14 protein-coding genes are annotated in these 13,118 nt (G+C 69.1%); 5 read left to right on the top strand and 9 right to left on the bottom strand.

Annotated features, from left to right (window positions below):
- Positions 1-144: 144 nt before the first annotated feature.
- Positions 145-1,683 (top strand): murein biosynthesis integral membrane protein MurJ, encoded by a 1,539-nt coding sequence (murJ, locus tag ACE3N6_RS01110; RefSeq protein ID WP_374243368.1) that lies wholly within the window; start codon positions 145-147, stop codon positions 1,681-1,683.
- Between the two features lie 44 nt (positions 1,684-1,727).
- Entirely contained in the window at positions 1,728-2,357 is a 630-nt protein-coding gene (locus ACE3N6_RS01115; protein WP_374243314.1) for a YbhB/YbcL family Raf kinase inhibitor-like protein, read from the top strand.
- 9 nt (positions 2,358-2,366) lie between these two features.
- Here the strand turns inward: ACE3N6_RS01115 and ACE3N6_RS01120 are convergent, their stop codons facing one another.
- The 8 genes from ACE3N6_RS01120 to ACE3N6_RS01155 form a co-directional block, all read right to left on the bottom strand.
- Positions 2,367-4,070 carry a gamma-glutamyltransferase family protein gene (locus ACE3N6_RS01120; RefSeq protein WP_374243315.1) on the bottom strand — a complete coding sequence of 568 codons (1,704 nt, stop codon included), beginning with the start codon at positions 4,068-4,070 and terminating at the stop codon, positions 2,367-2,369.
- Positions 4,060-5,325 carry a 6-phosphofructokinase gene (locus ACE3N6_RS01125; RefSeq protein WP_374243316.1) on the bottom strand — a complete coding sequence of 422 codons (1,266 nt, stop codon included), beginning with the start codon at positions 5,323-5,325 and terminating at the stop codon, positions 4,060-4,062. The genes ACE3N6_RS01120 and ACE3N6_RS01125 overlap by 11 nt, the downstream gene beginning before the upstream one ends.
- 90 nt (positions 5,326-5,415) lie before the next feature.
- Positions 5,416-6,069 (bottom strand): adenylate kinase, encoded by a 654-nt coding sequence (adk, locus tag ACE3N6_RS01130; protein ID WP_374243317.1) that lies wholly within the window; start codon positions 6,067-6,069, stop codon positions 5,416-5,418.
- A 58-nt stretch (positions 6,070-6,127) separates the two neighbouring features.
- Positions 6,128-6,895: a 3-deoxy-manno-octulosonate cytidylyltransferase gene (kdsB, locus tag ACE3N6_RS01135; protein ID WP_374243318.1), complete on the bottom strand. Its 768-nt coding sequence runs from the start codon at positions 6,893-6,895 to the stop codon at positions 6,128-6,130.
- The gene (locus ACE3N6_RS01140) at positions 6,892-7,080 is read right to left on the bottom strand and encodes a Trm112 family protein (RefSeq protein WP_141348759.1); all 189 of its coding nucleotides are present in this window, start codon (positions 7,078-7,080) and stop codon (positions 6,892-6,894) included. The genes kdsB and ACE3N6_RS01140 overlap by 4 nt, the downstream gene beginning before the upstream one ends.
- Positions 7,061-8,071, bottom strand: a complete 1,011-nt coding sequence (gene lpxK / locus ACE3N6_RS01145; protein ID WP_374243319.1) for a tetraacyldisaccharide 4'-kinase — start codon at positions 8,069-8,071, stop codon at positions 7,061-7,063. The genes ACE3N6_RS01140 and lpxK overlap by 20 nt, the downstream gene beginning before the upstream one ends.
- Before the next feature lie 25 nt (positions 8,072-8,096).
- Positions 8,097-8,519, bottom strand: coding sequence for an ExbD/TolR family protein (locus tag ACE3N6_RS01150; RefSeq protein ID WP_374243320.1), 423 nt, complete (start codon positions 8,517-8,519; stop codon positions 8,097-8,099).
- A 10-nt stretch (positions 8,520-8,529) separates the two neighbouring features.
- Positions 8,530-9,135: a MotA/TolQ/ExbB proton channel family protein gene (locus tag ACE3N6_RS01155; protein WP_374243321.1), complete on the bottom strand. Its 606-nt coding sequence runs from the start codon at positions 9,133-9,135 to the stop codon at positions 8,530-8,532.
- Between the two features lie 298 nt (positions 9,136-9,433).
- Here ACE3N6_RS01155 and xseA point away from each other — a divergent pair, with 298 nt between their 5' ends.
- Entirely contained in the window at positions 9,434-10,807 is a 1,374-nt protein-coding gene (gene xseA, locus ACE3N6_RS01160) for an exodeoxyribonuclease VII large subunit (RefSeq protein WP_374243322.1), read from the top strand.
- Positions 10,808-10,922: 115 nt separating this feature from the next.
- The gene (locus tag ACE3N6_RS01165; protein ID WP_374243323.1) at positions 10,923-11,510 is read left to right on the top strand and encodes a superoxide dismutase; all 588 of its coding nucleotides are present in this window, start codon (positions 10,923-10,925) and stop codon (positions 11,508-11,510) included.
- 172 nt (positions 11,511-11,682) lie between these two features.
- Here the strand turns inward: ACE3N6_RS01165 and ACE3N6_RS01170 are convergent, their stop codons facing one another.
- Positions 11,683-12,081 (bottom strand): GNAT family N-acetyltransferase, encoded by a 399-nt coding sequence (locus tag ACE3N6_RS01170; protein WP_374243369.1) that lies wholly within the window; start codon positions 12,079-12,081, stop codon positions 11,683-11,685.
- A gap of 653 nt (positions 12,082-12,734) precedes the next feature.
- On the opposite strand from ACE3N6_RS01170, the gene ACE3N6_RS01175 reads away from it, so the two are divergent.
- Positions 12,735-13,109 (top strand): hypothetical protein, encoded by a 375-nt coding sequence (locus ACE3N6_RS01175; protein WP_374243324.1) that lies wholly within the window; start codon positions 12,735-12,737, stop codon positions 13,107-13,109.
- Positions 13,110-13,118: the final 9 nt, after the last annotated feature.

Below are 13,118 nucleotides of genomic sequence, written 5' to 3' on the forward strand. Positions count from 1 at the left end.
TTTTACCCCATCGCCCAGAAAGAAACCCAACGGGCGGGCAAGCTCCACGCCGGACACGCGAATCGCATTGCTGCACAGCGCAACAAGCCGCTAACATCCCGTCCTTTGCCCGCGGCCGCGGCCCCCACCTCTTTCATGGCTTCGATGAACCTCCTGCGCGCCCTCGCCACCGTCAGCGGCATGACGCTGCTGTCCCGCATCCTCGGCTTCGTGCGCGATTTCGTGGTCGCCCGGGCGTTCGGCGCCGGCGTCGAGACCGACGCCTTCTTCGTGGCCTTCCGCCTGCCCAACCTGCTGCGGCGGATGTTCGCCGAAGGCGCCTTCTCCCAGGCCTTCGTGCCCATCCTGGCCGAATACAAGAACAAGCGCGGCGAGGCCGAAACCCACCGCCTCGTGAATCACGTGGCCAGCGCCCTCGGGCTGGTGGTGCTGCTCGTCTCCATCGTCGGCGCCCTCTGCGCCCCGCTCATCATCTTCGCCACCGCACCGGGCTTCTCCAACGACGCCACCAAGTTCGACCTCACCGTCCAGCTCACCCGCATCACCTTCCCGTACATCTTCTTCATGTCGCTGGTGGCGCTGGCCGGCGGCGTGCTCAACACCTGGAGCCGCTTCGCGATCCCGGCCTTCACGCCGGTGCTGCTCAACCTGTCCTTCATCGGGATGGCGCTGTTTGCCGCACCCTACTTCGATCCGCCGGTGCTGGCCCTGGGCTGGGCGGTGTTCATCGGCGGGCTCGCGCAGCTGGTGCTGCAGCTCAAGCCCCTGGCACAGATCGGCATGCTGCCGCGCTTCTCGCTGGATTTCTCCGATCCGGGCGTGCGGCGCATCCTCAAGCTGATGGCGCCGGCCATCCTGGGTGTGTCGGTCAGCCAGATCTCGCTGCTCATCAACACTGTGTTCGCTTCCTTCCTGCCCAGCGGCAGCGTGTCGTGGCTGTACTACGCCGACCGCCTGATGGAGTTCCCCGCCGGCATGCTGGGCGTGGCGCTCGGCACCATCCTGCTGCCCAGCCTCTCCAAGATGCACGCCGACAAGAACCCCACCGAGTTCTCGGCGCTCCTCGACTGGGGCCTGCGCCTCACCCTGATGCTCACCCTGCCCGCTGCGCTGGGCCTGGCCCTGCTGGCGGTGCCGCTCATCACCACCCTGTTCTACCACGGCGCCTTCGGTGCGTCGGACGTGCTCCAGACCCGCACCGCGCTGGTGGCCTACAGCGCCGGGCTGGCCGGGCTGATCCTCGTCAAGGTGCTGGCGCCCGCCTTCTACGCCCGCCAGGATGTGCGCACGCCGGTCAAGTTCGGCCTCATCACGCTGGCAGTCACCCAGCTCATGAACCTCGTCTTCATCGGCCCGCTGCAGCACGCCGGGCTGGCGCTGTCGATCGGCCTCGCCTCGTGCATCAACGCCGGCATGCTCTACCGGGGCCTGCGCCAGCGGGGCGTCTACGTACCCCAGCCGGGCTGGGGGAAGTTTGCCGCCAGGCTGGGGGTGGCGCTGGTGGTGCTGGGGCTGTCGGTGTGGTTCGCGGTGGGCGCCGATGCGGTGTGGCTCACCTATCCCGGCACCGAGCGGACGCTGCGCCTGCTGGCGCTGGTGATCGGCGGGATCCTGGTGTACTTCGCCACCCTCTTCGCCCTGGGGTTCCGGGTCAAAGACTTCCGCCGCCGCGGCGCGAGCTGAAATAAAATCCGGGTATCCGAGCAAGAACAACCTGGAGACACCGCATGCAACTGACCAGCCAAAGCCTCTCCGACGGTCACCCGATCGCCGGCGAGTTCGCGTTCTGCGTGCCGGCTGCCGAAGGCCATGTCGCCCTCAGCAGCAACCGCAATCCGCACCTGTCCTGGCGCGACGCCCCTGCCGGCACCCGCTCCTTCGCCGTGATCTGCCACGACCCCGACGTGCCCAGCCGCGGCGACGACGTGAACCGGGAAGGCCGCAGCGTGCCCGCCGATCTGCCGCGGGTCGACTTCTTCCACTGGGTGCTGGTGGATCTGCCCGCCGACACCGCCGCCATCGAGGCCGGCGCCCATTCGAGCAGCGTCACCCCCAACGGCAAGCCGGGCCCGGCCGCCCCCGGCGGCGGCCGCCACGGCATCAACGATTACACCGGCTGGTTTGCCGGCGACGCGCAGATGCAGGGCAACTACTTCGGCTACGACGGCCCCTGCCCGCCGTGGAACGACTCCATCCGCCACCGCTACGTGTTCACCGTGTTCGCCCTGGACATCGCCCGCGTGCCGGTCGAGGGCACCTTCACCGGCCAGCAGGTGCGCGACGCCATCGCCGGCCACATCCTGGCCCAGGCCAGCCTCACGGTAAGCTACAGCCTCAACCCCGCCGTGCCGGCCTGAGCGCCTGCGCTAACCGCCGCCGGCCCGCCCCTCCCGGCGCGGGTCGGCCACCCCGATCCAGCCCCTCCCCCGCCGCACCACCAGCGCGATGCCGCTGGTCATGTCGGCCTCCCGCAGCGTGTGTCCGCGCGCCCGCAGGCCCTCCGCCAGCGCCGGTGACGTGCGCGCCCGCTCCAGCTCGACCGGGCCGTTGCGGCTGCCCAGGCGAGGCTGGCTCACCACCTCCGCCGGGCTCAACCCGCCCTCCAGCAGGCCCAGCAGCGCCTGGGCCACGTAGTTGGGAATCTGACTCCCGCCAGGCGAACCGAGCACCGCAAACACGCGGCCGCGCCGGTCGAACACCAGGGTTGGCGCCATCGCGCTGCGTGGCCGCTTGCCCGGCGCCAGGCGGTTGGCCCCGTCCGTCGAAAAATCGGTGAGCTGGTTGTTGAGCGGAAAGCCGCCGGCCATCCGCCGGTTGCCGAAGGCGTCCTCGATGGACGACGTGAGGGCCACCGCGTTGCCCGCGGCATCGACGATGGAGAGGTGCGTGGTGGACGGCCGCTCACCCTCCTCGCCCGGCGCCGCGCAGTCGAGGCCGGCGGGCCTGGGCGACGGGCCGGCCCGCGCCCCCACCAGCGCCGCCCGACGGACAAGGTAAGCCGCATCCAGCAACGCCTCCACCGGCACCGGCCGGAACGCCGGATCGCCCACGCAGCTCGCCCGGTCGGCGTAAGCCAGCCGCCCCAGCTCGGCAAAGCGATGGGCAAACGCGACGCCGCCCGGCGCCGGCGACCCCGGCAGCGCCCGCCACATGCCCAGCATCGCCAGCACCGTGGTGGCGCCGGCGCTGGGCGGCGGAAAGCCGCACACGGTATGGGCGCGAAACGGCCGGCACAGGGCCGACCGGCGGATCGGCGCATATGCCAGCAGATCCCGCTGGCTCAGCAGGCCCTGCGCGTCGGCGACGTCGGCGGGCAGACGGCCGCGCACCGCGTCGCCGATGGCCTCGGCCAGCGCACCGCGGCGCAGCGCCGCCGGCCCTTCGGCGGCGATCCGGCGCAGGCTGTCGGCGAGGGCGGGGTTGCGCAGGCGGTGGCCTACCGGCCAGGCTTGCCCGTCGGCGTCGAAGAAGTGCGCCTGCATCGCCGGGTCGTCGAAGCGCCCCTCGTGGGCCAGCAGCCGGTGCAGCCGCGGCGACACCGGAAAACCCGCTTCAGCCAGGCGGATCGCCGGCTCGAACAGCCGCGCCCACGGCAGCCGGCCGGATTCGGCGTGGGCGGCGGCGAGCATCGCCACCAGGCCCGGCGCGCCCACCGCCCGCGGATCCCGCGCTGCCAGACGAAACCCCAGCGGCGCCCCGGCCCCATCGACGAAGGGAAAGGCGGACGCCGCCAGGGGCGCGGTCTCCCGCCCATCCCAGGCGTCGACCCGACGCCGCCGGGCATCGAAGTGCAGCAGCAGCCCACCGCCGCCCACGCCCGACGACTGGGGCTCGACGACGCCCAGCACCATCTGGGCGGCAATCGCCGCATCCACCGCCGAACCACCCTGCCGCAGCACGGCGACGGCGGCTTCGGTGGCGTGGGGGTTGGCAGTGACCGCCATGAAGCGCGCCCCGATGGCTGGCGGCGAGGGCTCGAAGCCGGCGGCGATCTCCGGCGCCGGGGGCAGCCCGGCCCGCGCGCCGGCAGCGGCCAGCCCGAGCGCCAGCCACGCCCCGCTAAGGCGCATAGGGCGGCAGGCGGCTTGCCAGCAGGGGCAGCTGCAGCCGCAGGTAATCCGGTAGCCCATCCACAAAACGCGGCCAGTCCTCGCCCTCGATCAGCGGGCGGCACCAGCGGCGAAAGGCATCGGTGACGCCAAAACCATCCGCCGCGATGAAATCGGCCGGCAGCCGGCGCTCCAGGTTGCCCACCGCCTCGAAGGGCGACAGGTTGGTGCGCCAGCGGTAAGGCGAATCGGCGAGCCGCTCGATGCCGACCGCGCCCCGCTGACCCGCCAGCGCCCGCCGCACCGCCGCCTTGCCCACGGCCGCGGCCTGGGCCGTGTCGGTCTTCGCGGCCAGATGGCGGGCCGAACGCTGCAGGTAATCCGCCAGCGCGTAGTGCACCTTGTAGCCCAGGCAGGCATGGATGCGCTCGGCCACCACCTCGCCGGCGCCGCCCAGCTGGATGTAGCCCTTCTGATTGCGCCCCTGCATCGCCAGCACCTTGCCGTCCGGCCCGCGGATTCCCTCGGCCACCACCACCGCGCAGGCCCCCACCCGCTCGACCACCGCCTTCACCCGGGCCAGGAAGGCCGCCTCGTCGAAGGGCACCTCGGGCAGCAGGATGAGGTGCGGCGCGGCGTCGGCGTCCTCGGCGGCCAGCGCGCAGGCCGCCGCCAGCCAGCCGGCGTTGCGCCCCATCACCTCCAGCACGAAGGCGCGGCCGTCGTCGGTGGTCATCGCGGCCAGATCCAGCCCCACCTCGCGGACGGACGTGGCCAGATACTTGGCGGCCGAACCGAAACCCGGGCAGCAGTCGGTGCCGACGATGTCGTTATCCACCGTCTTGGGCACGCCCACCACGGTGAGCGGATAGCCCCGGGCGTCGGCCGCGGCCTGGATCTGCCGGCAGGTCTCCATCGACCCGTTGCCGCCGTTGTACAAAAAGTAGCGCACCGCGTGGGCCGCCAGCACGCCGAACAGGCGGTCGTACTGGGCCGGGTTGCGCTCGAGGGGGTCGAGATCGAAGCGGCAGGAGCCGAAGGCGCCTCCCGGCGTGGCGCGCAGCCGGACCAGCTCCGCGTCGCCGATGGCGGCGGTGTCCACCAGGGTCTCGCGCAGCACGCCAAGCACGCCGTTACGGGCGGCCAGCACCCGGCCGATGCGCTGCGGATGGAGCCGGGCCTCGTGGATCGCGCCGGCCGCCGACGCGTTGATGACGGCGGTCACACCACCCGACTGGGCGTACAGGAGATTTCCGTGAAGCGGGTTTGCGGTCATGGCATCCACCCGGCGACAGACCGGCGTCTGCCGCCCAAAAAGAAAAAGGGCCGGCTGCGCAAGCCGGCCCTGATACCGCGCGCGGGGCGCTTACTTCAGCGCATCGAAGGCACGGTCGCGGATTTCCTCGACCTTGCCCAGGCCAGCGATCTTGCGATACTGGGGCGCGTTGGCCTCGCCCTTGGCAGCCCAGTCGGAATAGTAGGCCACCAGCGGCTTGGTCTGGGAGTGGTAAACATCCAGACGCTTCTTGACGGTTTCTTCCTTGTCGTCGTCGCGCTGGATCAGCGGCTCGCCGGTCTCGTCGTCCTTGCCTTCAACCTTGGGCGGGTTGAACTTGACGTGGTAGGTGCGACCCGACGCCACGTGCACGCGGCGACCGGACATGCGGCCGATGATTTCCTCGTCGGGCACGTCGATCTCGAGCACGACATCGATGGGCACGCCGGCATCCTTCATGGCCTGGGCTTGCGGAATGGTGCGCGGGAAGCCGTCGAACATGTAGCCGGACTGGCAGTCGGCTTCCTTCAGGCGGTCCTTCACCAGACCGATGATGATGTCGTCGGACACGAGGCCGCCGGCGTCCATCACCTTCTTGGCTTCGATGCCGAGCGGGGTGCCGGCCTTGACGGCGGCACGCAGCATGTCGCCGGTGGAAATCTGCGGAATACCGAACTTTTCCTTGATGTAATTGGCTTGAGTGCCCTTGCCGGCTCCCGGCGGTCCCAACAGGATCAGACGCATGCTTACCCTCCTCTGGTTATTGTCGCAGCGACGTTGAACAACGAACTTAACTTGAATCTTACGTAAGGTCAAACACGCGGCGGACCCGCTCGAGATCCTCGGCGGTATCGACGCCGGCCGGTGGCGCGTGATCGAGCACCATGACCTGGATCGGGAAGCCGTGGGCCATCGCCCGCAGCTGCTCGAGGGCTTCCCACTGCTCCAGCGGCGACGGCGCGAGGGAGGCATAGCGCTTGAGGAAGCCCGCCCGGTAGGCGTACAGCCCGATGTGCCGGAAAGCCGGCAGCCCGGCGGGCAGCGTGGCGCGGTCGGCGGCGAAGGCGTCCCGCGCCCACGGGATCGGGGCCCGGGAGAAATACAGCGCGCGGCCGTCGGCGCCCATCACCACCTTGACGACGTTCGGGTTGAAGAACTCGTCGGCGGATTCCAGCGGATGGCAGGCGGTGGCGATGGCTGCGGCGGGGTCGGCGGCCAGCGCGGCGGCGGCATCGGCGATGAGCTGCGGCGGGATCAGCGGCTCGTCGCCCTGGACATTGACCACCAGGGTGTCATCGGCCCAGCCCAGTCGAGTGGCCACTTCGGCGAGGCGGTCGGTGCCGGAGGGGTGGTCGGGCGCGGTGAGGACAAGCTTGCCGCCGGCCGCTTCGACGACGCGGGCGATACCCTCGTGATCGGTGGCCACCCACACCTCGTCGGCCCCCGCCAGCGCGGCGCGCTCGAGCACCCGCAGGATCATCGGCTTGCCGGCGATGTCCAGCAGCGGCTTGCCCGGCAGCCGGCTCGACGCATGGCGGGCCGGGATGACGATCTTGAACGGCACGCTCATCGGGCCTGGGCGAGTTCTTCTTCGGTAAGCGGGCGGGCTTCTTCTTCGAGCATCACCGGGATGCCGTCGCGGATCGGATAGGCCAGCCGGGCGCTGACGCTCCACAGCTCCTGCTTGTCCTTGTGGAAGTCGAGCGGGCCCTTGGTGATGGGGCAAACCAGGATTTCAAGCAGTCGGGGATCCATCGATCTTCTCCACAATCAGTTCTGCCGCGCCCGGCGCAAGCTGCGCCCGGACCGGCCACACCCAGCTGTCGGCCGGGGCGAAAGGCGCGCATTTTACCGCATCCTTCTCGGTCATCAGAAGCACATCGCCATCCGGCACCGCCACATCGGCGGCGGTGAAGGCGTGATGATCGGCAAAGGGCCGGCGTTCGATAGCCAGCCCCATGGCTTCGAGCTGGGTGAAGAAGCGCTCCGGCCGCCCGATGCCGGCCATGGCGTGGATGCGCCGCCCTTTCAGATCGGCCGGCAGACAGCGCTCCGCCCGGTTGCCGACCCGCTCGAAGGCCTTGCCGGCCAGATGGAAATCGAAACGCGGCGTCGGGCTCGCCGCGGCGGCGAGGGCTGGCGACAGCCCCCCGTGGGCGAGCACCACGCTGGCTTCGGCGAGGCGCCCCACGCCTTCCCGCAGCGGCCCGGCGGGCAGGCGCAGGCGGTTGCCCAGGGTTGCCTCGTCCACCACCACCACCTCCACATCCCGGGCCAGCCGGTAATGCTGCAGGCCGTCGTCGGCGATCAGCACGTCCACGTCCGGATGGGCCGCGAGCAGCGCCCGACCGGCTGCCGGGCGATCGCGCCCGACGAACACCGGGCACGCGGCGGCGGCGGCCATCAGCACCGGCTCGTCGCCGAAACGGGCGGGATCGCCGCCCACCGGCACCTCGGCCACGCCCTCGACCGTCCCGCCATAACCGCGGCTCACGATGCCCGGCTGCCTGCCGCGGGCACGCAGTTCGGCCACCAGCCACAGGGCGATGGGCGTCTTGCCGCTACCGCCGACCGCGATGTTGCCCACCACCACCACCGGCACCGGCAGCCGCTCGGCCTTCTTCAGCCCGAGCGCAAACAGCCGGCGACGCACGCCGGCGACGAAGCCGAACAGGAGGGACAAGGGGTACAGGCTCCACGCCACCGCCCCGCGGTGCTGCCAGAAGCCGGGGGCGCTGCGTGGCATGAAGAAGACGGGACGCGGGCGGTGACTAGCGCTGGGCCGCCTGGGTGGCGAAGGAGATGTGCACCAGGCCGGCCTGCTGGGCGGCCTGCATCACGTCGATCACGCGCTGGTGGGCCGCCTTGGCGTCGGCGTTGATGATGACCACCGGGTCCTTGGCGCCGGCCGGCACCACGGCCTGCATCGCCGCCGCAATGGCCGGGATGCCCGAGCCATTCACCGCGCGCTTGTTGATGACGACCTCGCCGGTGGCGGTGACCGCCACATTCACCTCGACCGTCTTCTCGTTGCTGGCCTGGGCATCGGCCGTGGGCAGATTGATCTCCAGCCCGGCAAAGCGCGAATAGGTGGTGGTGAGCATCAGGAAGATGATGATGACCAGCAGCACGTCGATCATCGGGATCAGGTTGATCTCCGGCTCCTCGCGGGAGCGGCCACGACCGAAATTCATGGGGCCGGCCTCAGCGACGTTCGCCGTGAACCAGCTCGACGAGACGGATCGCCTGCTGCTCCATCTCGACCACGAAGCCGTCGACGGTGGCGCGGAAATGGCGCCAGAAGATCATGCTCGGCATCGCGATGACCAGACCGAAGCCGGTGTTGTACAGCGCGATGGAGATGCCGTGGGCCAGCTGCTGGGGGTTGGAGCCGCCCGGCGCCTGGGAGCCGAAGATCTCGATCATCCCGACCACCGTGCCGAACAGGCCCATCAGCGGGCTGATCGAGGCGATGGTGCCGAGGGTGGTGAGGAAGCGTTCGAGGTCGTGGGTGACGGCGCGGCCGGATTCCTCGATGGACTCCTTCATCACCTCGCGGGAGCTGCGCATGTTGCGCAGGCCAGCGGCGAACACGCGGCCCAGGGGCGAGCTGAGGGCAACCCGGTTGATCATCTCGGGGGTGGCGCCGGTCTGGCGCAGTTCGCCGACCACCTTTTCGAGAAGCCCGTCGGGAAGGATCTTGCTGCGGCGCAGCGTCAGCAGCCGCTCGATGATCAGCGCCACGGCAACGATGGAAGCGAACAACAAGGGCCAGATTGGCCAGCCGGCAGCCTGAATGATGGCGAACACGCGAGGACTCCTGCGAATCGTACGAAGCCCGAGAATGTAACCTGCCCTCCCCGGGAGAGCAACACGGTGCGACGCTCCGACAATCCACAAAATCTGTGGATAACTTTGTGGATTGATGCCCGGCGAGCGCCCTAAACCCGCAGCGGGTAAGGCTTTTTTCTACTCGGGTCAAAAATTAAGCGGAGGTCAGTTTTATTTAAAATCAAGCACTTACAACTTTTTACCCAAGTCAAGCCCGGCGGCCGGTTTTTTTGGGGCGGATCGGGCGGAGATGTGGATTCCGGTAGAATCCGCCCCCATGAATCCCCTCCGAATTTCTGCAGAAGTCAAGCCCGGCGAGGTCGTTTCGGTCTCGTGGCTCAACCGCGCTGCCCGCGAGGCACTGGAGGGCAGCATTCCCCTTTTGTGGGTCGGCGGCGAAGTCTCCACCCTTACCCGGGCCGCGTCGGGCCATGTGTACTTCACCCTCAAGGACGCCGACGCCCAGGTGCGCTGCACCATGTGGCGCAACCGGGCGCAGATGCTCCCGTTCAAGCTTGAGCACGGGATGCGGGTGGAGGTGCGCGCCCTCGTCACCCTTTTTGAGCCCCGTGGCGACTACCAGCTCAATGTCGAGTCGGTGCGCCGGGCCGGCGTGGGCAACCTCTACGAAGCCTTCCTGCGCCTCAAAGCGCGGCTGGAGGCCGAAGGCTTGTTCGATCCGGCGCAGAAGCGCCCCCTGCCCCGCTTGCCCCGGGGCGTCGCGGTGGTCACCTCGCCCCAGGCCGCGGCCTGGCAGGACGTGATCGCGGCCTTCGCCCGACGCGCGCCGCACCTCCCCCTGTGCCTGTACCCCACCCTCGTCCAGGGCGAGGGCGCGCCGGCCCGCATCGCCGCGGCGATCCGCCGGGCCGGCGCCCGGGCTGCCGACGACGGCAACGATGTGCTGCTGCTGGTGCGCGGGGGCGGCAGCCTGGAAGACCTCGCCGCCTTCAACGACGAGGCCGTGGCCCGGGCGATCCGCGCCTGCCCGCTGCCGGTGGTGGTGGGCGTCGGCCACGAGACCGACGTGAGCATCGCCGACTTTGCCGCCGACCTGCGCGCCGCCACCCCCACCGCCGCCGCGGAGATCGCCAGCGCGGGCTTCGCAGACCTGCGGGATCGTCTGGAACGCCTGTCGATGCGCCTGTCCCGCGGCATCCAGCGGCGCTTCGAGACCGCCGCCCAGCGCCTCGACCGGGCCGCCGCGCGGCTCACCCACCCGCGCCAGCGCATCGAGCAGGCCCGCCTGCGCCTGGGCAACCTCGAACAGCGCCTGCAGGCCCGCATCCAGCGCCAGCTTGCCGCCAGCCAGACCCGCGCCGCCGCGCTGGGGCTGCGCCTGGCTGCCCGCCGGCCGGATGTGGACGCCCGTCGGCGCACCCTCGACGCCCTCGCCAGCCGGCTGGCGCGCGCCGGGGACAGCCTGATCCGCCAGCATCGGCACCGCCTCGATGCCCTCGGCCAGCACCTCGCCCACCTCGATCCGAAAGGCGTGCTGGCGCGCGGCTACAGCATCACCCGCAAGGCCGACGGCGAGATCGTGCGGGATGCGGCGAGCCTTGAACCCGGTTCGCGTATCCGGGTCGAGTTCCACGTCGGCGAAGTCGATGCCACGGTGAGCGGCAAAACGGCCGATCCCGGTGCAAAATAGCAAGTGGTGCGGCGGTAGCCGGATGAGGTCTGGCCGCGTCCGATTGTGCAGTGAATCAAATCCCGACTAGAATAGTCGGGCAATCAAAACCCCAACCAACACCCGGAGAATATCGATGGCTCACACCCTGCCCGAACTACCCTACGCCAAGAACGCCCTGGCCCCGCACCTTTCCGAAGAAACCTTCGATTACCACTACGCCAAGCACCACAACGCCTACGTGGTCAATCTGAACAACCTCATCGCCGGCACCGAATACGAGAACCTGTCCGTCGAAGAGACCTTCCTGAAGGCCCCGGCCGGCGGCATCTACAACAACGCCGCCCAGGTCTGGAACCACACCTTCTTCTGGAGCTGCATGAAGCCGAACGGCGGCGGCGCACCCACCGGCGCCCTGGCCGACGCCATCGACGCCAAGTGGGGCTCCTTCGACGAGTTCAAGAAGGCCTTCCAGGCTTCCGCCGTGGGCAACTTCGGTTCCGGCTGGACCTGGCTGGTCAAGAAGGCCGACGGCAGCGTCGACATCGTCAACACCGGCGCCGCGGGCAACCCGCTCAAGACCGGCGAAGGCAAGCCGCTGCTGACCATCGACGTGTGGGAACACGCCTACTACATCGACTACCGCAACCTGCGTCCGAAGTTCGTCGAAACCTTCCTGGCCAGCCTGGCCAACTGGGATTTCGCCTCCGCGAACTTCGCCTGATCGCCCCCGCGGCATCGGCGCAATAAAGCCCCTGGAAGGTTCGCCTTCCAGGGGCTTTTTCATTCCGGATCGCGCCGCCCCCGGTCAGCCCAATGCATCGGACGCAGCGGCCTGCCGAAGCGGCGCCCCCACGACCGGAGGATGAGCCCCTGGCAAACGCCCCTGCTCGCCGTCAGGCACCGACCCGCACGCTCATGTACTGGGCGCCCTCCCCGTAAGTGGCCATACACCCGGCCCCGCCGGCCACCGGCGCCGACCGAAAACCGTGACGCGCCCAGAACGCGCACGACCGATTCACCGCAGTCAGGCAGCCAAACCGGGCCTTCGACTGCGCGAGCGCCCCGAAGTACGCTGCCACCAGCGCAGCGGCCGCGCCTCCCCCGCGCGCCGTGGGGCGCACGGCCAGATCGTGCAGGTACAGCGCGTTGGCCGCCCGCGGCACCGCGTAGATTGGATCGTTCAGGGGCGGCGGGCGCCCCTCCTCCGCCGGCACCGCCACAAGATAGCCCACTGGCACCCCGCCAACCCCGGCGACGAAGCAGGTAGCCGGCGCGGCCTCCAGCTTGGCCAGAAAGGACTCGCGCTACTCCAGCTTTGCGACGTCATAGCAGCAGGATTGAATCTCAAGCACCGCCGCAAGGTCTTCGGCGCCCATTGCGCGTATCACCACCGTATCTCCCATCTTGCTTCCCTATCCCTATCCCCATCCCGATGCCCCGGCCCGATGCCTAATCTGCATCTACGACTGGCAGCCATGACAACCGTGTGCGCGGGCACCTCCAAACGATTGCCATAGCCTTTTACCTTAAAGACATGGCTGCCAATTCGATTTAAAACTATCGCAATCGTGTTGTGTGCCACCACCACTCGATCTACATGCCAACCTATCGCGTTGTGACGGACCGCAACAGCATGGCGAGGCGTGCACACACGATCTGCAGGCATCGCAAAGACATGGGCACCCGCACCCACGAATGTGCCTGCGCCACCAGAGCGATCGGCCTTGCCTCCATAGGCCACGCGCGCATGACGCGCAGCAACGCACCCACCATCGAAGCGTGCTCGCGCGGCCCCCGGCTTTGCACGCGCCGACAGCCCGGCCAGTGCTGTCCGGCTACGCCATCGCGCTAAGATTATTTATAGTGGCTATTGCGCGGAATGTACGCCAAGGTGTATTGTTTATCATAACCAGAACGCCTAAACCGATCCATCGCTGGAGAAACCATGTCCAACAACCCCAAGCGTCGCCTGTCTGCCGACATCCTGCAAACCGATCTCGACTGCATCACCGCGCTCAAGGCCATCGACGGCTACGCGCCCAGCAACCCTGCCGATACGCTCGCCGCCATCGCCGAACTTCAGACCCGCGTATCCGCCGCCGAAGAGCGCGAACTCCACGCTGCCAACGCCTACGCCGCTGCCCGCAACGACGCCATCCTGCTTCAGAAAGAACGCCACGAACGCGTCAAGAGCATCAAGAACCAAGTCCGCGCCCAGTTCGGCAACGATTCCAATGAAGTTGCCGCCATCGGCCTCAAGAAGTCTTCCGAACGCAAGGCCCCCAAACGGCGCAGCCAGGCAGAGGGAAACGGCGTGTGATCGCCAAGC

This window comes from Zoogloea sp. (assembly GCF_041904905.1).
Lineage (GTDB): Bacteria > Pseudomonadota > Gammaproteobacteria > Burkholderiales > Rhodocyclaceae > Zoogloea.

Bases quoted from the DNA above. Each gene is read 5' to 3' on its own strand.
- murJ (WP_374243368.1), top strand. From the start codon at position 145: ATGAACCTCCTGCGCGCCCTCGCCACCGTCAGCGGCATGACGCTGCTG.
- ACE3N6_RS01115 (WP_374243314.1), top strand. From the start codon at position 1,728: ATGCAACTGACCAGCCAAAGCCTCTCCGACGGTCACCCGATCGCCGGC.
- ACE3N6_RS01120 (WP_374243315.1), bottom strand. From the start codon at position 4,070: ATGCGCCTTAGCGGGGCGTGGCTGGCGCTCGGGCTGGCCGCTGCCGGC.
- ACE3N6_RS01125 (WP_374243316.1), bottom strand. From the start codon at position 5,325: ATGACCGCAAACCCGCTTCACGGAAATCTCCTGTACGCCCAGTCGGGT.
- adk (WP_374243317.1), bottom strand. From the start codon at position 6,069: ATGCGTCTGATCCTGTTGGGACCGCCGGGAGCCGGCAAGGGCACTCAA.
- kdsB (WP_374243318.1), bottom strand. From the start codon at position 6,895: ATGAGCGTGCCGTTCAAGATCGTCATCCCGGCCCGCCATGCGTCGAGC.
- ACE3N6_RS01140 (WP_141348759.1), bottom strand. From the start codon at position 7,080: ATGGATCCCCGACTGCTTGAAATCCTGGTTTGCCCCATCACCAAGGGC.
- lpxK (WP_374243319.1), bottom strand. From the start codon at position 8,071: ATGCCACGCAGCGCCCCCGGCTTCTGGCAGCACCGCGGGGCGGTGGCG.
- ACE3N6_RS01150 (WP_374243320.1), bottom strand. From the start codon at position 8,519: ATGAATTTCGGTCGTGGCCGCTCCCGCGAGGAGCCGGAGATCAACCTG.
- xseA (WP_374243322.1), top strand. From the start codon at position 9,434: ATGAATCCCCTCCGAATTTCTGCAGAAGTCAAGCCCGGCGAGGTCGTT.
- ACE3N6_RS01165 (WP_374243323.1), top strand. From the start codon at position 10,923: ATGGCTCACACCCTGCCCGAACTACCCTACGCCAAGAACGCCCTGGCC.
- ACE3N6_RS01175 (WP_374243324.1), top strand. From the start codon at position 12,735: ATGTCCAACAACCCCAAGCGTCGCCTGTCTGCCGACATCCTGCAAACC.